The 16,622-nt window shown below is 67.7% G+C and carries 23 protein-coding genes and 1 tRNA gene; 12 read left to right on the top strand and 12 right to left on the bottom strand.

Going from position 1 to position 16,622, the window contains the following annotated elements:
* Positions 1–8: 8 nt before the first annotated feature.
* The 8 genes from IW256_RS19975 to IW256_RS19940 all read left to right on the top strand — a co-directional run bounded on the left by IW256_RS19975 (position 9) and on the right by IW256_RS19940 (position 5,643).
* The gene (locus tag IW256_RS19975; protein WP_197012431.1) at positions 9–635 is read left to right on the top strand and encodes a hypothetical protein; all 627 of its coding nucleotides are present in this window, start codon (positions 9–11) and stop codon (positions 633–635) included.
* A complete protein-coding gene (locus IW256_RS19970; protein WP_197012430.1) occupies positions 632–1,807 on the top strand; it encodes a hypothetical protein in 1,176 nt (391 codons plus the stop codon). Before IW256_RS19975 ends, IW256_RS19970 begins: the two co-directional genes overlap by 4 nt.
* Positions 1,808–1,837: 30 nt before the next feature.
* Positions 1,838–2,176: a hypothetical protein gene (locus IW256_RS19965; protein WP_197012429.1), complete on the top strand. Its 339-nt coding sequence runs from the start codon at positions 1,838–1,840 to the stop codon at positions 2,174–2,176.
* Positions 2,177–2,822: 646 nt separating this feature from the next.
* Entirely contained in the window at positions 2,823–3,005 is a 183-nt protein-coding gene (locus IW256_RS19960; protein ID WP_197016849.1) for a hypothetical protein, read from the top strand.
* Positions 3,005–3,184 carry a hypothetical protein gene (locus IW256_RS19955; protein ID WP_197012428.1) on the top strand — a complete coding sequence of 60 codons (180 nt, stop codon included), beginning with the start codon at positions 3,005–3,007 and terminating at the stop codon, positions 3,182–3,184. The genes IW256_RS19960 and IW256_RS19955 overlap by 1 nt, the downstream gene beginning before the upstream one ends.
* Positions 3,185–3,188: 4 nt before the next feature.
* Positions 3,189–4,220, top strand: coding sequence for a peptidoglycan-binding protein (locus IW256_RS19950; RefSeq protein ID WP_231403854.1), 1,032 nt, complete (start codon positions 3,189–3,191; stop codon positions 4,218–4,220).
* A gap of 500 nt (positions 4,221–4,720) precedes the next feature.
* The gene (locus IW256_RS19945; protein WP_197012426.1) at positions 4,721–5,077 is read left to right on the top strand and encodes a hypothetical protein; all 357 of its coding nucleotides are present in this window, start codon (positions 4,721–4,723) and stop codon (positions 5,075–5,077) included.
* A 269-nt stretch (positions 5,078–5,346) separates the two neighbouring features.
* Complete coding sequence (locus tag IW256_RS19940) at positions 5,347–5,643, top strand: type 2 periplasmic-binding domain-containing protein (RefSeq protein WP_197012425.1); 297 nt, start codon at positions 5,347–5,349, stop codon at positions 5,641–5,643.
* On the opposite strand, the gene IW256_RS19935 is transcribed toward IW256_RS19940, so the two are convergent.
* Both IW256_RS19935 and IW256_RS19930 read right to left on the bottom strand, forming a co-directional pair.
* Positions 5,640–6,215 carry a hypothetical protein gene (locus tag IW256_RS19935; RefSeq protein ID WP_197012424.1) on the bottom strand — a complete coding sequence of 192 codons (576 nt, stop codon included), beginning with the start codon at positions 6,213–6,215 and terminating at the stop codon, positions 5,640–5,642. The genes IW256_RS19940 and IW256_RS19935 overlap by 4 nt on opposite strands.
* 78 nt (positions 6,216–6,293) lie before the next feature.
* Complete coding sequence (locus IW256_RS19930) at positions 6,294–6,518, bottom strand: hypothetical protein (RefSeq protein WP_197012423.1); 225 nt, start codon at positions 6,516–6,518, stop codon at positions 6,294–6,296.
* Between the two features lie 250 nt (positions 6,519–6,768).
* Between IW256_RS19930 and IW256_RS19925 the strand changes: the two genes are divergently transcribed.
* A complete protein-coding gene (locus IW256_RS19925; RefSeq protein WP_197012422.1) occupies positions 6,769–7,605 on the top strand; it encodes a helix-turn-helix domain-containing protein in 837 nt (278 codons plus the stop codon).
* Here the strand turns inward: IW256_RS19925 and IW256_RS19920 are convergent.
* Both IW256_RS19920 and IW256_RS19915 read right to left on the bottom strand, forming a co-directional pair.
* Positions 7,602–7,796: a transposase gene (locus tag IW256_RS19920; RefSeq protein WP_197012421.1), complete on the bottom strand. Its 195-nt coding sequence runs from the start codon at positions 7,794–7,796 to the stop codon at positions 7,602–7,604. The genes IW256_RS19925 and IW256_RS19920 overlap by 4 nt on opposite strands.
* A 278-nt stretch (positions 7,797–8,074) precedes the next feature.
* Positions 8,075–8,446, bottom strand: a complete 372-nt coding sequence (locus IW256_RS19915; protein WP_197012420.1) for an ATP-binding protein — start codon at positions 8,444–8,446, stop codon at positions 8,075–8,077.
* A gap of 163 nt (positions 8,447–8,609) precedes the next feature.
* Here IW256_RS19915 and IW256_RS19910 point away from each other — a divergent pair, with 163 nt between their 5' ends.
* From IW256_RS19910 to IW256_RS19900, 3 genes are all read left to right on the top strand, one after another.
* Positions 8,610–9,452, top strand: a complete 843-nt coding sequence (locus IW256_RS19910) for a helix-turn-helix domain-containing protein (RefSeq protein WP_197012419.1) — start codon at positions 8,610–8,612, stop codon at positions 9,450–9,452.
* A gap of 21 nt (positions 9,453–9,473) precedes the next feature.
* On the top strand, positions 9,474–9,683 hold the full coding sequence (locus IW256_RS19905) for a DUF397 domain-containing protein (protein ID WP_307828968.1): 210 nt from the start codon (positions 9,474–9,476) through the stop codon (positions 9,681–9,683).
* A 258-nt stretch (positions 9,684–9,941) separates the two neighbouring features.
* Positions 9,942–10,769, top strand: a complete 828-nt coding sequence (locus tag IW256_RS19900) for a helix-turn-helix domain-containing protein (RefSeq protein WP_197012418.1) — start codon at positions 9,942–9,944, stop codon at positions 10,767–10,769.
* Here IW256_RS19900 and IW256_RS19895 read toward each other — a convergent pair.
* The 8 genes from IW256_RS19895 to IW256_RS19860 all read right to left on the bottom strand — a co-directional run bounded on the left by IW256_RS19895 (position 10,766) and on the right by IW256_RS19860 (position 16,538).
* Positions 10,766–11,587 (bottom strand): SAM-dependent methyltransferase, encoded by an 822-nt coding sequence (locus IW256_RS19895; RefSeq protein ID WP_197012417.1) that lies wholly within the window; start codon positions 11,585–11,587, stop codon positions 10,766–10,768. The two genes, IW256_RS19900 and IW256_RS19895, sit on opposite strands and share 4 nt — an antisense overlap.
* A gap of 110 nt (positions 11,588–11,697) precedes the next feature.
* Positions 11,698–13,323, bottom strand: coding sequence for a TROVE domain-containing protein (locus IW256_RS19890; protein WP_197012416.1), 1,626 nt, complete (start codon positions 13,321–13,323; stop codon positions 11,698–11,700).
* A gap of 111 nt (positions 13,324–13,434) precedes the next feature.
* Positions 13,435–13,507, bottom strand: a tRNA-Ser gene (locus IW256_RS19885).
* 165 nt (positions 13,508–13,672) lie between these two features.
* Positions 13,673–13,945, bottom strand: coding sequence for a hypothetical protein (locus IW256_RS19880; RefSeq protein ID WP_197012415.1), 273 nt, complete (start codon positions 13,943–13,945; stop codon positions 13,673–13,675).
* Between the two features lie 46 nt (positions 13,946–13,991).
* Positions 13,992–14,429 carry a helix-turn-helix domain-containing protein gene (locus IW256_RS19875; protein WP_197012414.1) on the bottom strand — a complete coding sequence of 146 codons (438 nt, stop codon included), beginning with the start codon at positions 14,427–14,429 and terminating at the stop codon, positions 13,992–13,994.
* Positions 14,426–15,280 carry an endonuclease domain-containing protein gene (locus IW256_RS19870; RefSeq protein ID WP_197012413.1) on the bottom strand — a complete coding sequence of 285 codons (855 nt, stop codon included), beginning with the start codon at positions 15,278–15,280 and terminating at the stop codon, positions 14,426–14,428. The genes IW256_RS19875 and IW256_RS19870 overlap by 4 nt, the downstream gene beginning before the upstream one ends.
* Entirely contained in the window at positions 15,277–16,326 is a 1,050-nt protein-coding gene (locus IW256_RS19865; protein ID WP_197012412.1) for a site-specific integrase, read from the bottom strand. Before IW256_RS19865 ends, IW256_RS19870 begins: the two co-directional genes overlap by 4 nt.
* A complete protein-coding gene (locus tag IW256_RS19860; RefSeq protein ID WP_197012411.1) occupies positions 16,323–16,538 on the bottom strand; it encodes a hypothetical protein in 216 nt (71 codons plus the stop codon). Before IW256_RS19860 ends, IW256_RS19865 begins: the two co-directional genes overlap by 4 nt.
* Positions 16,539–16,622 lie beyond the last annotated feature (84 nt).

Raw genomic sequence — 16,622 nt, 5'->3', positions numbered from 1 at the left:
GAGCCTCCATGCCCCTGCCCTTCCAGCCGGTCCGCGTCCGCTACGGCTACAAGAACACGGGCGGCGACCCGATCCAGCCGATCCCGTCGGTCGACCCGGACGTCGGTGGGAACGGCTTGTTCGTGTACTTCAATGAGGACCTGGAGGACCCGAAGGGGCACCACTCCGACTCCGGCGGCATCAGCATCGTCTGGGGTCCCAACATCGGCTCGTCGGGTGCCCTGGTGGACGGGACGGTCAGCCTGTGGGTCCGTGACCTGTGGGCGCCGTCCCCGACGCAGCGCACCGAGTACCAGGTGTGGCTGACCAAGGCGCGCACCTCCGACAACGAGGTCCTCAACACTCGCAGCACGCTGTTCTCCGAGGAGGGCTACGCGCCGCTGCACTACGACGACCTGCTGTGGGACGAGAGCGGCAACGTCGTCACCGACGCGTCCGGGCACCGCATGTGCACCAAGCACGTCCAGTTCCACTTCACTGCCGAAGAGGTCAAGAGCACCGAGTGCCTGCGGGTGAACATCGCCCAGTTCCACCACATGAACGAGCAGGGCCAGTTCCTCGTCCCCGGCTACGACAAGCCTTACCCGGGGCATGTGTGGCGCGCGCAGGCCCGCCTGAAGGTGTGGCCCAGGTGACCGGCTACCCCTACCAGCCACTCGCCAAGAGCTGGGGCGCCTCCCTCCAAGCACCCATCGACGGCATAGAGAAACGCCTCTCGGTTCACGAGATCACCTACGGTGCGCCCCTGGACGCCTTCGCCGGCGCGGACGACGACGCCAAGCTCAAGGCGGCGATGAGTTACGCCGCGGCGCAGACCCGGCCACCAGCGATCGTTCTGGCCAGCCGGGCACACACGTTCACCGGCGGCCCGTACGAGCTCTACGACGGGTTACGGCTGGTCGGGTCGCTCGGTACGACCGAGCGGGAGTTCGCCTCGGATGGGCCGCAGTGCGTGGCGACCGTGGGCGGCAGCGCGCTGTTCTCGGTCCCTGCCGCGGGGGTCCGGAACGTGTGGGTGTCCGGGCTCCAGTTCCGCGCCGCATCGAGCAGCGTGCACTTCCAGACTCCGGTCACCGACATGGCGCGGGGGCCGGTGATCGAGGACGCAACGTTCGTGGACTCGGCCTGGGTCGGGTTCGCGACGGTCATGCACGCCCGGCACCTCCGGGTCCGGATCGACCGCACGTACGTGAACGAGGGGACCGACACCCAGTTCAAGCTGGCCGGCAGCGACAACTTCTACTGGCAGTCCGGCGGGTTTCTGTCCTCGACAAGGCTCGCCGCCACCAAGTTCTACGTCTGGCTCACCCACATGAGCCGGTCGCAGTTCGGCCCGCTCTACATCACGCCGGAGAAGGCGACCGGCATCCGGATCGACGGCAGCTACGGCGGCCTGGTCTTCAACGGGACGCTGCTGGACTGCACCGGCCGGGACCAGACCCGCGCGTGCCAGGGCGCCGCGATCCTCATCACCGGCGGCAAGGGGATGGTCTTCGACAAGCTGTGGTTCTTCAACAACGCCGTCCGCCCGGCCAGCACCGGCCGGAACCCGGTCGACCGGGGGCAGGTCTTCATCCGAGGGTCCGCCGGCGACCTGCTGTTCGACGGCTGCCAGTTCAGCGGCTTCGCCGCCCAGACGGGGTACACCCCGCCGGGGACGCCCGCCATCTACGCCGCTACGGGCGTGACCAACGTGAAGGTGACCGCCCCGCTGGCACCGAACGCGGGCACCAGGCTCCTGCAACAGCAGTCCAGCGGAATCGTTTCGAAGTACGCCGCCGATGACTGGACGCTGAGCGTCGCCTGACGGAGCCCACGATGACCATGAGGGGGTCGCGTGGCCGATGACCCCACCCCAGGAGAGCTCCAGCGCAACATCTCCGACCTCCGCCACGACCTACGAGACCGTCACGCGGCACTCAGCCAGCGCCTGGACGCGCTGGCAAGAGAGATGGTGGGACTGCCGCTGTACCAAGCGCATGTGGAGACGGCCAGGCGCGAACATGACGAACTGGCCAAGGACATCACCGATGTGGTGGCCCGTCTCGACGCCGACCAGCGGCAGCGTTCGGCAGACCGGCGCATGATCTTGCTGGCCCTGTTCACGTCGGTTCTGGCGCCATTGACGCTGCTGATACTGCAGCTCTATTTGCGAGGCAAGGGGACGGCGCCGTGAAGGCCAGCCCTGAGGATCCTGGCTGTCAGCCACGCGTGTACGGGGCCCCACTAGCGATTGCCGTGGTCATTGCGGTGGTTATCGGGTTGGTGGCCTGGCTTCAGTGGCGGCAGCAGCACGAGATCGATGTGCTGGCCGGTCAGGTCCGAGATCTGGGCGGGGTGCCGCTCGTCTCACCCGCGCCTTCTCCGTCCCGGCCCGGCGGATCTCCGCGGACCGGCTCATCGGGCCGGCCGGGTGACACAGGGGCTTCGGGGCGCCCCGGGCGGGCACCGACACAAGCAGAGATCGCCGCAGCCGTCACCCGGTATCTGCGGGACCACCCGCCGCCGCAAGGCCGTGCACCGACGATGGCGGAGATCATTGCCGCGGTGGCTGGGTACCTGCGGGAGCACCCGCCAGCCGCCGGACCCACAGGTCCCATCGGCCCATCGGGTCCTGCCGGTCCAAGCGGCGCACCAGGTAAGGACGGGCAGGACGGCGCCGCCGGTCGCGATGGCGAGCCAGGCCCGCCGCCTACTGAGGCGCAGATCCGCGCTGCCGTCCAGGAGTACCTGTCAACGCATCCGATCTACTGCACGCCTCCCGATCCGCCTGGCCAGGTGACTGGGGAGGCATGGCGCTGCAGCGTCAGCAAGGAGGAACAGTGAACGAGCCGCATGGTGGCGTGGCCTCCGAGGAAGGGCCCGTCGGCTCGGAGTTCGAGCACATGGGCCAGGTCGACCGGCACCCGGGCGCTCACCAGGCGACGGTGCCCGATGAGGAGGCCGCGCTGCGCGAGCTGTACGGCGAGCCGGACGACGACGGCGTGTTCCGAGGTGAGGGCTGATGCACTGCGGAAAGGTCGTCGGCCCGGTGTGGAAGCTGGGCGGCGAGTCCTGGGCGTGCTCCCTGGAGCGGGGCCACGACGGCGATCACAAGGCAAGCGACGGCACGTGGTGGGTGGACGGGGTCTGCGCTCCCGGTGAGCTGTTCGTGACCGGGGGGCGGGCCGATGGGAACGGCTGATGGGATGCTCGCCGAGGCCCGCAAGTCCCTGGGCCTGGCGGGGCGCCCGAACTACATCACCCGCGACTACGCCTCCCGGTACGGCGACGAGTTCCTGCGCGCGCCCTGGTGCGACATGGCCGTGACCTACTGGGCGCGCCGGTCGGGGAACGCCGCGGCGGTCCTGCTCGGAGGCGACCGTGCGTTCACGGTGTGGCACGCCCAGGACTTCCAGAATGCGGGTCGCTGGCACACCGGGACGGCGGCGAACGTCGACCGGGCTAAGCCCGGGGACATCGTGTTCTTCGACTGGGGGGCCAGCAACTCGATCGGCGCCATCGACCACGTCGGCATCATCGAGAAGGTCCTCGGCGGGGGCCGGGTGCAGACGATCGAGGGCAACACCGGTGACGCCTGCAAGCGGCGTGTCCGGGATGCGTCGACCATCGCCGGGTACGGCCGGCCGTACTACAGCGGCAGCGGCACGGACGCGCCCTACAAATGGTCCGGGAAGGCGCCGGCCGCGACGCTGCGACCCGGTGACGTGGGGGACAAGGTCCGAGACCTGCAGAACGCCCTACTGAGAGCCGGGCAGACGCTCCCCGTCTACGGCGCCGACGGCGACTACGGCGGCGAGACCGAAACTGCGGTGAAGACGTTCCAGCGCTCCCGCTCGCTCACAGCGTCGGGCGTTTACGACGTGGCCACCGCGGCGCTGCTGCAGCGCGCGCTGGCCCCACAGGTTCCTGAGGAGGACGAGGAAGTGCGGTACTACGGACAGCTCACCGATGGGCCGAGCGCGATCACCCCGATCTCGCTGCACCCGGGCGACGTTGGCGCGATCGGTTTCGTTGGTGACAACGACCTGGCGAAGCTGCCGCCGGCGAAGCTGCGTGTGGCGGTCCACGACGCGAAGGGGTGGTACGCCCAGCACATCGTGGTGGACTCGACCCGGCCGAAGCCGTGGTTCAAGTTCCGTGACCCGACGACGACCGATGGGGTGTCGGTTCAGCGCGAGGACGACGGTGCTGTGCCGGTTGCCTGGGACGCTTCCTGAGAGTGTCGGCGCGGGCGGGTACGTTGGAGGACCTCCCGGTTTTCGTGGCCGCTGGTCGGCCTCGGCCGAAAGCAGGCCACCAATCTCTCTCGACGACATTCTCCGCAGGTTCGCTGCGCTCGCGGATGACGCGCAGCCGGTCCGTCACGTTCGAGGCGTAGGCCTTGCAGTGGCGGAGCACTGGCTGATCACTCTTCCCGCCGGTCCCGAGCGGGACAAGGCGATCGATCATCTGGGTGAGGCAGTAGACCTCGCTGTGGAGGCTCTGAGCGGGTCCCGCTGACCCATGCCCGTGCGCGGAAGCCGCACGTCCTGCTGGGCCGTGAGTAACCCGCGACGAAACCAGCCTCGCTACCTGCAGCAACGCCCCAGTTGCTCCAAGAGGTTGGAGCAACTTGGAGCAAGTCGACAGAACCCAACGATCAACTCTGAGTTGATCGTTGCCCCTGACCAGGCTTTTCCCGGACCAGGGAAAGGCCCGTGACCCGAGGAGGTCACTCATGAAGATCTTCGGTTACGAGCCGGCCGTCATCGCCTACGCGGTGAACGCGGCCGTAGCGCTGCTGGTGGCCTACGGGCTGGACCTGTCCCAGGACCAGGTGAGCGCGGTCAGCGTCATCAACACGGCGATCCTGGCGGCCGTCGCGGCGGCGATGACCCGGCCGGTGGTGGTGTCGACCATCACGGGCGCGGCGGCCACCGTCCTCGCGGCCGTGGCCGCGTTCGGGCTGGAACTGAGCACGGAGCAGATCGGTGCGACAGTGACGGCGCTGAGCATCGTGCTGGCGCTGCTGCTGCGACAGAACGTCAGCCCGGCGCCGGTCGTCGGCACGCGGGCGACGCCGCCCCCGGCGTAGCCTGGAGCCCTGAACGGGCCCTGGCGCCTGAACGCCCTCGCTCACCTTCGGGTGGGCGGGGGCGTTTCGTCGTGCCTGGAAACAAAGCCGCCTGGCATGCTCGACCTGTGGGACCGAAACCGGAGTGGGTTGCTGACTGCTGCGTTATCTGCCCTGCCCAGCGCCGGGGCCCGGGTGAGTTCGATGTCGTCGACAGGCCCGCCCCCCGGTACACCTTCGACCGCGCTGCCGGCTGCCGGGTGGACCAGGCCACCGGGGCGCCAGTGTGTGTGCACCCGTTCCGGGTCGGGCTCGAGCCGGGCCTGTACGCCAGCGACCGTCAGCCGGTAGGTGCTACCGGCGCCGCCGTCTTCTACCCGTCCGCGGACCAGCTCGAGCTGCCCGAGTCGGTGGCCGACCTGGAGGGCTGGGTCATCGCGGTGCTCCGCGCTGCCCCGCATCATGCGATGGCCTCCGCCCTGGAGCAGGCGGAGGCCATCGCCGCGCAGCGGTTCACCGGCGAGGAGATCGTGAACGCGCTCCGCCGGGTTCTCTCGACGGAACTCGGCCGCGCTGCCCGCGGCTAGTTGAAGGTGATGGCGTGCCGGTGCCCGAGGTCGCGGATCCCGATCTCCTGCAGGCGAGCGTCCAGGACCTTCACGCGGCGGGCGTGCTCTTCGGCGCCGATCCAGTACCGGGCCGGTGGTTCCTGCCCCCACGCCTTGGCGTAGCACGCCGTCGTGTAGTCGCCCGTCTCGTAGGCTGGCCCGGCCGTTTCGGTGTCGGTCATGTGGACGATCTGGATCCGGCAGCGCTGCGCCATCCGCTCGGTGAGGGTGCGCTGGGCGAGGGCCGCGTGCAGGACCTCGTCGACCGGCCGGGCGATAGGTAGCTCCGCGGCCTCCTCGTCGTCGGTGAGCTCGTACACGGCGGCCTTCAACGCCAGAGCCCGCAGCGCCTCCTCGATGAGCGGTTCGGCGTCGTCGGCGATGTCCCACTGGTCGATGGTGAGTGTGCCGGCCGTGCAGGTCCAGTCCTCGTTGTAGCTGCCGCAGGTGTCAACCAGCCGCCCGTACTCGGGGTCGTCCCTGAGGGTGTGGAGGATGCGTGCGGCGACGGGGCCGACGTCGCTAGGCGCGGGCCGTGCGGTCTTGAGCATGGGGCCTTCTCCTTCTCGGCGCGCTCCCTGGAGTGGTATCGCAGCCCCGGCCGCGCGCCTCCGCCCGGGCCACCGCGGCTAGGACATGACCTCGAGAAGCTTGGCGCGCAGGTCCTCGGGAGAGTCAGCCTCGACATCGCTGACCTCGTTGAACGTCTCAGACGTCATAGGGCCGCGGAACGCCCACCATCGGCCTCTGCTGCTGTAGACGATCGACCAGCTCGGGCCGAACTCCTCACACAGCCGGGCTTTGATCTCGTCGATGTTCTGCCCTTGCGGGGGATGTGATTCGTCCGCAGTCATCGCCTACTATCCCGAGTGTTCACCCAGCTACCTGCTTTCCGCGTCACTGTTCTCACCCGCTCCGAGGTTGTCGCACAGCGTCAACGGGGGCAATGACAGATCACGGCAATGCGATTGCCGTGCGGCGGCAATCGGGTGGAGGGTGGCGGACATGGCGCGTAAACGCGCAGAAATCGAACGTCAGGCGAACGAGATCCGATATGACGGGATCCGCCGCGGCCTGGCCGTTGAGGAAACCGCGGACCGGATCATGCGAGAGCTGGATGTGTTTCCGCTCGAGGCTTGGCGGCTGGCCAACGGCTGGTCGAGGACCGAGGTGTCCCGGCGGATCGACATGCTGTATGAGGCGGACGGGCTCATGCCGCCCGGGCTCGACTCGGCGACGCTGTGCCGGTGGGAACTCGGTGAGCGTAGGCCGGGGGAGGAGCGCATCGACTACCTGTGCCGGCTGTACCGGACCCGGCCGGACCGGCTCGGGTACGGCACGGACCACACGGGCGCGGAGGTTCCCAACCTGCAGCGGGCGGGGATCGTGGACGCCTACCCCTACACATGCCAGGAGTCCGAGCAGGACCTGCGGGACCGCCTCGCCGGCGCACGGCACAGGATCAACCTGTTCGGCCTTTCCCGGAACTACTACGTCCGCGGTGAGGTGCTGCCGCTGCTGGAGGAACGTGCCGGGGCCGGTGTCCCGGTGCACGTGTACGTGATGGACCCGGGCTGCTGCTCGCGGCGGGACCGGTACCGGATCGAGCCGGCCGAGGCCACGATGGAGGACCCGGAACGGTACACGAGAGAGATCCTCGTGCCGCTGCATCGTGCGGCCGGGCGGCACGAGGCGTTCCGGATCTTCACGTTCAACTTCCCGTGCTCGTTCGCGATCGAGGAGATCGACGACGCGTGCCGGGTGATGATCTACGGGCACGGCAAACGCGGTACCCAGGGCCCGATCATCACGTTCGGGGAGGGATCCCCGTCGCACACCTATCTGGCGGATCAGATCCGTTGGCTTGAGCGGCTGGCCGAGGACCCAGAGTTCGAGCCGTGGGCGTCAAAGGGGATCAGAGTCCGGCCACTGGAGCTCTAACGAGAGCGGGGGAGGACCTCCACCAGGTCGGCCACCGTGAGACCCGCGCGGAGGAGTAGCCGCTCCAGCTCGATGATGGTCGAGCAGTAGTCGCTGAGGACGCCGTACTGGCGTGCCCGCAGCTTCGGCCTGCCGTCCAGCAGGATGAGCTCAACGTCCCATCCCCGCGGCCCGACCCACTGCTTACCCATGCCGATGATGCTATGACCTGCAACAACATGCCGCTGAGCGAGGGTTGCCGCGGCAGGTGTCCCGGCCCAGCCGAGGGCGTTGGCACAACCACTCGGTCAGGGCCGGGAACCACGCGGGTCAACCCGCCCCCCAGACGCGCCTCTCGAGGCACGCCCAAGCAATGTGGTTGCGGGCCCGGGGCGGTAGGCACACCGGTATGGCGACCCCGGACCCGCAACCTCCCCCCTCAGGGTCGCGCCCCGAAGCGGGGCGGGGCGCGACCCCAGGTCTAGACGGTCTAGTCCACGTCCACTTCGAACCTCAGCATCGTGTCGGCGCCGGCGCGCTCGAGCCGCCACGATGTGGCGAGGGCGTCGATGATGCTGAGCCCGCGGCCGTGGTCGCCACGATGCCCCTTCGCCGGCCGGTTCGAGCGGGCGTGGTTCGTGATCTCTACGCAGACTTGGTTCGCGTTGACGCTGACCGAGACGTCGATCGGTCCTTCACCGTGCAGCAGCGCGTTCGCGATGCCCTCCCCGGTCATGAGCTCGATGTCGTCGAGCCTGCCCGGGTTGGTCACGATGCCAGCAGCCAGGGCCCGCACGGTCTTGCGCGTGTCGGGTGCAGTCTCCGGTGTGGAGAGTTCGAGACGGTGCCCGAGGAGGTTCAACTACCTCACCTGCGATCCACGTCGACTAACCGTACGTACTTGATCAAATCCTCACCATTAGAATGCCGTGCAACGTGCACGATAGCAATGCGACGTGCACGCAAATCGTGACCGTAAGCGGACATACTGCGCAACGCGCCAGCCGGAACGAGATGATCGAGACATGGCCGTCGTCAAAACGCCGACACTGCGCGGGCGTCGCCTCGCCCTCGAACTCCGCCGACTCCGAGAGCGGAGCGACCTGGGACAGGCCGAAGTAGCACGCCGACTCTCCTGGAGCAGGAGCAAAATATCCCGCATTGAGGACGCCGCCACCCGCCCCACCGCCAAAGACGTCCAAGGGCTCCTGCAGCTGTACGGCCTCGACTCCGACCGCCACGACGCGATCCTCCAACTGCTGGAGGACTCCTGGCAGCGCGGCTGGTGGACCGCCTACGGTGACGCCTTCACTGGCAACTACGTCCTCCTCGAGGACCAGGCGCCGGAGATCCGGGGTTACGAGACCACGGCCGTCCCTGGGCTGCTCCAGACTCCCGACTACGCCCGCGCTCTGATCCGCGGTGTTCGGAGAGTCGAAGCCAACGAACTCGACCGGCTCGTGGCCGCCAGGATCGCCCGTCAGGCTGTGCTCGAGAGAGTGAACCCGCCCGACGTCCACTTCGTCATCAGCGAGTCCGTCCTCCGATTCCAGATAGAGCACGCCGATCTGATGCGCAAGCAGGTCTCTGCGCTGTGGCAGGCGGCAGTCGAGCGCCCCAACGTCACGATCCAGATCCTGCCGTTCACCGCAGCGATCCCCCACGCGCTCGAAGGGCCCTTCACCCTCTTCTCCTTCCCCGGCGACCACGGCCTGGACGTCGGCCACTCCGAGGGAGCCCTGGGAGAGTGGTACGCGGAGAGTGAAGCCCAGCTCACACGGCTTAGGGTTGCGTTCGCAGGCGTGTGTGAAGCGGCGCTGTCACCTGCCGAATCCGCGGACTGGCTCGCCGCTCGCACGCGGGAGTAGTCCAGTCGTAAGGAGCCCATCGTGAGCGTGCCCGACATGGCACAGGCGGTCTGGCGGAGGTCGCGCCGCAGTACCGGAGGCGGCAACAACTGCGTGGAGGTCGCGTCCGTCGCCGGCGCGGTCGGCGTCCGCGACAGCAAGGCTCCTACCATCGGGGCAGTGATCATGTCGGCCGGTGCGTGGCGGGATCTTGCCGCCGGAGTGAAGACCGGCCGTTACGACCTTCGATAGCCGGATGAGCTGTGGGTCCCCGACGGCAGGCGCCGGGGGCCCATGTCCAGTCGCATGGCCTCATGCAGCCAGGCCCTTGGTAGGGGTGTCCGATTCGCTCTGTTCTTCTCAAGAAGCGGTTGTTGCAGTGGGTTGTCAGAGTGACACGCTCGCCGAAGAATCTGCAAGACTCAAATCTTGTCTTGTCCTGTGAATGATTCCTCCGCCATCATGAGAGCCGGGGACAGTCACTAACCTCTTTGCTCCCAAGGGACACGCATGCCCAGGACCAGCCCGACCGGCCGGCGCCGCCACCTGGCCCGCGAACTCCTCCACCTCCGTGAAACCACGAGCCTCACAGCCGACGCCGTCGCCAAACAGCTCGGATGGACGCCCTCCACCCTCACCCGCATCGAACGCAACGACTGGCGAATCCCCAAGGTCCACCTCGTCGAGGCCCTCCTCGACGTCTACGGCGTCACCGGCACCCGACGCGACGAACTCATCCGATTCGCCCTCCAGGCCCGCGACCGCGGCTGGTGGAGCCGGCACAAGCACCTCAGCTCCACCGCGGCCACGTTCATCGGTCTCGAACAGGAAGCCGTCGTCGCCCGCGAAGTCTCCCCGCTCCGCATCCCTGACCTCCTCCAGACGCCGGAGTACGCCCGCGCCCTCCATCCGACGGCGGCAGGCGATGCTGCCGCCGCGATCATCACCCAACGAAAGAAGGTGCTCCACGAGCCGGATCCGCTCATCTACTGGGTGATCGTGGCCGAGAGCGCACTCCGGCAGCAGGTCGGCGGGCGCGAAGCCCACGCCGACCAGCTCGACCACCTCCTGGAACTGGCCGGCCTCAACAACGTCCGGCTGCAGATCTATCCGCTGACCGCGCCGGCGCCGTTGCTGGACGCTTTCATTCACCTGACCTTCCGCCACGTGATCGACCCAGAGGCCGTCTACGTGGCATGGCCCGGCTGCGAAGCGTGGCATGAGGACCCCGCCGAGGTCACCCCGTTCACCGACCGATTCGAGGAGCTACTCGCCGCGGCCCTCACACGCACGCAATCGCGTCGTCTGCTGGCGGAGATCGCCGACCAAGCCCGCTAGGCTACGCGCCGAACCATCGCTCCCAGGATGGTCAGCGGCGGCGGAGGAACGTCCTCGTCGGGGCGCCAGTCCTGCACCGGCACGAGCCCAGGCTCCACCATCTCCCAGCGCCCCACCGAGGCCGTGACCGCGTCCACGATGCCCGCGATGTCGCCGCGGGGGCGCAGGTACAGGTACTCCGACGCTCCCCGGTAGACCGCGTCCAGGCGGGCGCGTAGCTCAGGCGCCGACCTCTCCGACGAGGCGTGCGACACCGCAACGAAGCTTCCCGCGGGGAGCCGCTCAGCGAGACGGGCAGCGGTGCCGGCAGGGTCGGCGGCATCACCGAAGAAGTGCAGCACACTCGCCAGGATCAACCCGGTCGGCTCCGACCAGTCGATCAACCGCGTGGTCTCATCCGCATTCAGAACGGCATCAGGGTCACGTGCGTCGGCCAGCACGAACTCTGTCCCTTCGTCGCCGTCGAGCAGAGCCCTGGCGTGCACGTGAACGGTCGGTTCATGGTCGACGTACACCACCCGCGCACCCGCGCGGTGCCGTTGCGCTACCTCGTGGACGTTCTCCACCGTCGGCAGGCCCGACCCGATGTCGATGAACTGGCCGATTCCCTGCTGGCATAGATACCTGACGACCCGGCGCAGCCACGCCCGGTTGTAGGTCGCGAGCTCTGCCATCCCCGGTGCGACTGCGAGGATCTTCGAGCCGGCTTCCCGGTCGACCTGGTAGTTGTCCTTGCCGCCGAGGGCGTAGTCGTACATGCGTGCGGGGGAGGGGCGGGTGGTGTCGACGCCGGGTGGGGGAGGGGTGTTGTCGTGCATGGTGCCGATCATGCCCAGAGGGCGTCCTAACGTGTCGAGGTCATGACCTTTAGTGGTCAACGGTGTGTCCAATAAGGCACCTTGCCCCCGGTTACCTGCGCTGTTCCGGACTACAGCCCTCCATAGCGCTCCATAGCCCATGGCCAGTCCGCGGACCTTCCGGCCTCCAGCAACGGCAGAACACGGAACCCCGCATCCGACAGGCCCCCGATCGTCACCCGCAGGCCCGTCCCCGAGGGTGCGTGGCCACGCTGATACCCCGCCAGGTTGAACGTCACCAGTGGGGTCCGCTCCGGCACCACCGCATCGACGTCGCCACCCGACGCCTGCTCGTCGGTCAGGATCACCACCCGGTCGTGCCCGGCCAGGTGCTTGCGCACCGCGCTGGCGGTCTCGGTGCCGCCGCCGAGGAAGAACCCGTCACCCTTCCACCGGTCCAGCGACCGCAGTAGCGACTCCCCGCGCTTGAGCGGGAACACCTTCGTCCGAGCACCGGCGGCGGGGTCAGCCCAGTACCGGGCCGTGGACGAGAACGACACCACGTCGGCGGACTCGCACCGCTGCGCCAACGCCACACCGAACAGCGCCGCGGCGTCCCACCGCATGAGCGTGCCGTCCTTGGAGAACCCGGCGTCCATGCTCGAGCTGGTGTCCACCAGGACCAGCGTCCGCCCACGCAGCGACGGGACGTTGCCGATGGACGCGGTCAGGGCCTTGTCGAGCGGGTGCGCCCACCGCAGCGACGGCGCCGCACGGTACGCCGACAGGAACCGCATCGGCAGCTGCCTCGACCTGGCCACGTGCTCCGGGTCGGCCAGCCGGGACGCGACCCGCTCGGCGGCCTCGTCGGACACGCCGGCCTCGTCGAAGTTCCTCAGGTTCCGGAGGAGCGCCATGTACCCCATTGAGGGGATGATGGCCTCCCACGCCGCGGCGTCCATCGGCCCCTGCAGCCAGCCGGCCAGCGCCTCCCACGTCATCCCCGCCGCCTTGAGCCGGGCCGGGTCCGACAGGACGGACCGGCGCTCACCCACCGGCAGCGCCATCAGCAAAGCCCGGGCGCGCAGCAGCCGAAGGCTCTCAGGCAGCGGCTTGTCGCGGCCGTGCCTGCGGTCTAGGGCGTGGCCGAGCAGGTCGTACCGCCACGTCCCCCGGATCTCCGACCGGTGGTAGGCGGGCTGCGTCAGGTCCACGACGTCCCCGAACCGGACCGCGCGGTCCGCCGAGTCGTACTTCAGCAGTGACCGCTCGTCGTAGAGACGGACGACCGCGTCCGCGACACCGCGCTTGAGCGCGATCGGGATCGGCTTGCCATACCGGCTCAGCCAGTACGCGAGGATCTCGCTGGGCTCATCGGCACGCTGCAGCACCGAGTCCACCACCTTGCGGGTCCGCATGCCCTCCGGCTTCGCGCGGACGAGCTCGGCCGCGGCCACGAGCGGCGCGGACCGCATGTTGCCCTCGGAGCGGAGCCAGCGGAGGAACCCCGCGGTCCACTCCGGGTCCTCCCGGCCGGCGGCGACAACAAGGTCGGCGAACCTCTGGTCCCGCTGCTGACCCTTCTCATAAAAGGTGTCCTCGCCGACCATGTTCGAGATACCGAGCAGGAACAGTTCCGACTTGATGTCCCGCCCGTAACCGGGAGCGCCCTCATGGGTGCGGCCTGACGCGACAGTCTCGGTCTTGACCGGAGTAGATACGGCGGTGCGGGCACCGGCCTTGTTGAACTTCGCCATCCTGCGACCCCAGATGAGCTGGGGGAGGGGTTCAACTTCAGCGAGGGGTGCCCGACAACGAGGTCGGCGACGGTGACGTAAGTGCTCTGCCAACTGAGCTACACCCGGCAAGGCCCGGTGACAGGATTCGAACCTGCGACCTCTCCATTAACCAGTGGAAGAAACCGTTGCCTGCACTTCGGGCACCCGCTCGTCTGAAGTTGTCGACCCTCCCGACAACAGATCGGGCGGCGGTTGTTCTGCCATGCGAAGGAAGGAACCGTCGCCCAGCACTTCGGGAGAGGTGCTGATCAACAAGCTAGCGCGCCGATTCCAAGATCGCACGTCGAAATAGCGGCGCCTGGAGCTGCTACGCCCGCGCGGCCTTGCGGAGGGCAGCTTTGGCCTTCAGCCGGTCGACCGTGCCCCACCACGGGTGCGCGGCCATCCGCTCCACGACCTCCAGCCGCTCAGCCCGCGCCCGGGAGAGTTCAGCGTGCTGCTCCTCGCTGATCTCCTCTATGCCGGCGGCGACAGCCGTGGGCCTAGGCCACGACGCCCCGATCTCCTCACAGCGGCGGTCCGCGGCGTAGAAGGCGCGCTGGAGGTCGATCAGGTCAGCGGGGAAGTCAAAGTCGGCCACGCGCTGATCCTAGACAGCCCTAGAAACCCGTAGCCGGAGGAGGGGGTCAAGGTTGGGACCCCTTGGAGTACCGGATGATCTTCGCTATGAGTCGACGCCGAGCATCCTCAGCCGCCCTGAGCTCTTCGAGTAACATGTCCAGGACGATCCGCTGCTCGTCCGACAACTCTGCGGCTCTCTGCCCCAACAGCCCCTCGAACTCAGGGCTGCCAGCCGCCTCACGGAGGAGATCATCGGACACGCCGCCGTCAGATGCGGGGAAGATGCCTCTAGACACCATGGCCAGAGAGTCGGGCTCTACACCCAGCGCCTTCTCGATCTTGACGCGATTGCGGGAGATCGGCCATCTCTGCGCAGACTCAAGGTTCCAAATTGTCTTGGAGTCCACCCCCGCCCGCTCGGCAAGTTCGGACTGAGAGAGTCCCAGATTTCCTCGCTGAGCGATGACGAAGCGAGCCACCCGTTTGAGGTCCCGTTCGATCACGCATCGTTCCTGTCGTCGAGGGGGAGAGAGCCGAAGGCAGGGAAGGTGAGTCGGTCGACTGCATCCCTCAGTGTGCGCTGTTCCGCCGCCCTCTCTTCTTCGGTCAGGGTGGGCTCGGGCTCTGCGTAGCCGGTCCAGGGGCTCCAATAGCGGACCTTCACGCCGAGGATCGACGCGGGATTGCGCTCGCGGTACCTGGTGAACGGCGCCCGCGTGGATCCCTTCCCTTCCTTCACGTTGCACGTGTGGCAGAGCTTGCCTCGCACGAGTCCGGTCGTGTGGTCGTGATCCTGGACGAGTCCGGAGGGATCACCGCAGACCGCACAGCCTCGGCCATGCTGCCACGCGGAGAGCGCATCACAGGCTTCCTCCTCGGAGGCATACTCGCGTGGTTCTGGGACCGGCCACGACCAGCAGTCCGGCTCCTCGGCCAGTCTCCTCAACCGTGCTTCCACTGCAGCCTGGGCGCTGTCGAGGGCGGCGCGCTCTTCTGGCGTGAGGTGGTCGTAGCACACCCTCGGATCAGGCATGTCCATGGTCACCAGCCACGCCACTGCCGTTTGTCTGCACGAGACATCAGGAGCGCTACATGTGCTGCCGAGGAAGCCAGACCAGTTCGCTGGGCGGGAGAGGATCTCTTTGTCCTTGATCCGCTCCGCCTCCGCTTTTCGCTCGTTGTAGGAATCCTCGATCTTGTAGATCTCTTCCCACTCTTCGCTGGTTAGATGAACCCCACACGCCTGTGGCGGTTCCCATCCGAGGGGATCGCGCCATCGCAGCCGGTGGACTCCGAGCCGACAGGGACGCCCCTTCTGCGTGAGGCGGCCACAGCGCGTGTACAAACCCGTCACAGGTCGACCTCGTTCATCGGGTTGTTCTTCCACTGGTCCACGAACCGGATGTAGATGAGCAGCACAGGGGAGTTGGGGTTCCAGCGGCCATGCTTGGCGATCTCGGAGATGGGGACACCCGCTGCGTACGCGGTTGAGGCTGAGCCAGCTCGGAGACCATGGGATGTGTATTTGGCTGGAAGGTTGGCGAGGACGCCGCGTCGGTGAACGATGTTGCATGCGGACTTGCCGGTGAGGCGCACAGCAGCTTTGCCGGCGATGTCGGGCTCGCCTCCGACGCGGCCGTGTCGGTCGATGGGGCGGAACAGGGGACCGTCCGCTAGGCCCCGCTCAGCGAGGCGCGCCTTCCACGCGTTGACGGCTTCGACGGGGCACATCGCGGAGCGCTTCCCGCGGGGGACAGCAACCGTGACGCCGCGGGCTTCCTGGTCGGTCTTGGATCGCTTGACGTAGACGACGAGACCTTCGGTGGCTTCAACGACGTCGCCCTGGTCGAGGCCAACGAGTTCGGAGCGCCGAGCCATCATGTTGAACCCGAGGAGCAGGAGCGCCCGGTCCCGCACTCCTTGCAGGGTGCCCAGGTCGCACGTCGCGACCATGGCGCGCAGCGCGTCGGGCATGACCGGTGTCGCCTGCTTCTCTCGGTTCCCTTCGTCGGCCCACTCTTTCCGGTAGTCCTTGAGGGCTCTGAGAGGTTGCCGGCTGTCGGGCTCGTCCTGATGGCCCTCATCAGCATGCTTAGAGCGGACTGTGGAGACGGCCTGCGCAATGGTGTTGGGGGCGCTCCCGCTTTTGCACATGTGGTTGACGTACTCGGTGAGCGTCTGCGCTGTGGCTGGCAGGTACACGCGGCCCTCGGTCTTGCACCACTCCCGGAAGTTTCTCCACGCTCGGTCGTAGGTGACACGGGTGTTCTCGGCGGTGGAGTTGAGGAGCCTCTCGGCGGTGTCGGCGCTGATGGTGAAGTCGATGTCGCTGTACGCGACGGGCGCAGGCTCGGTGGGGCGGACGACGATGGGGGAGCGTGCAGGTTCGAGGTCGGTCATGATCGCGGAGCTACTGGCATGGCGCGGACCTTGCTAGCGGCGTTGCGGAGCGTCTGCGCTGCGATGCTCTTCTCCTTTTGGTTGAAGACGCCCGGGCCGCCGTCGGCCTCCAGTTCCTCGGCTTCGGCATCGAGGAGTCTGGCAGCACGCAGGATCGCCTCGTGCGCGGCCTCGAACGTGGTCATTTCTGGACCTGTGCTGTCGGTCTTCACGTGGGCTCCCCCATCGAATTCTAGGTTCCTATAATGCATCTTAACGGAACCCAGACGTCCATGACCTTGGCCGGACGGATTAGT

It is taken from the genome of Actinomadura viridis (assembly GCF_015751755.1).
GTDB classification, from domain to species: Bacteria; Actinomycetota; Actinomycetes; order Streptosporangiales; family Streptosporangiaceae; genus Spirillospora; species Spirillospora viridis.
Note: the sequence above shows the minus strand (reverse complement) of the source record. Positions and strands in the feature narration are given on the sequence as shown.

Coding starts and splice junctions, on each gene's coding strand:
- IW256_RS19975 (WP_197012431.1), top strand. CDS start 9: ATGCCCCTGCCCTTCCAGCCGGTCCGCGTCCGCTACGGCTACAAGAAC.
- IW256_RS19955 (WP_197012428.1), top strand. CDS start 3,005: ATGCACTGCGGAAAGGTCGTCGGCCCGGTGTGGAAGCTGGGCGGCGAG.
- IW256_RS19950 (WP_231403854.1), top strand. CDS start 3,189: ATGCTCGCCGAGGCCCGCAAGTCCCTGGGCCTGGCGGGGCGCCCGAAC.
- IW256_RS19945 (WP_197012426.1), top strand. CDS start 4,721: ATGAAGATCTTCGGTTACGAGCCGGCCGTCATCGCCTACGCGGTGAAC.
- IW256_RS19935 (WP_197012424.1), bottom strand. CDS start 6,215: ATGCTCAAGACCGCACGGCCCGCGCCTAGCGACGTCGGCCCCGTCGCC.
- IW256_RS19930 (WP_197012423.1), bottom strand. CDS start 6,518: ATGACTGCGGACGAATCACATCCCCCGCAAGGGCAGAACATCGACGAG.
- IW256_RS19925 (WP_197012422.1), top strand. CDS start 6,769: ATGCGAGAGCTGGATGTGTTTCCGCTCGAGGCTTGGCGGCTGGCCAAC.
- IW256_RS19920 (WP_197012421.1), bottom strand. CDS start 7,796: ATGGGTAAGCAGTGGGTCGGGCCGCGGGGATGGGACGTTGAGCTCATC.
- IW256_RS19910 (WP_197012419.1), top strand. CDS start 8,610: ATGGCCGTCGTCAAAACGCCGACACTGCGCGGGCGTCGCCTCGCCCTC.
- IW256_RS19900 (WP_197012418.1), top strand. CDS start 9,942: ATGCCCAGGACCAGCCCGACCGGCCGGCGCCGCCACCTGGCCCGCGAA.
- IW256_RS19895 (WP_197012417.1), bottom strand. CDS start 11,587: ATGCACGACAACACCCCTCCCCCACCCGGCGTCGACACCACCCGCCCC.
- IW256_RS19890 (WP_197012416.1), bottom strand. CDS start 13,323: ATGGCGAAGTTCAACAAGGCCGGTGCCCGCACCGCCGTATCTACTCCG.
- IW256_RS19865 (WP_197012412.1), bottom strand. CDS start 16,326: ATGACCGACCTCGAACCTGCACGCTCCCCCATCGTCGTCCGCCCCACC.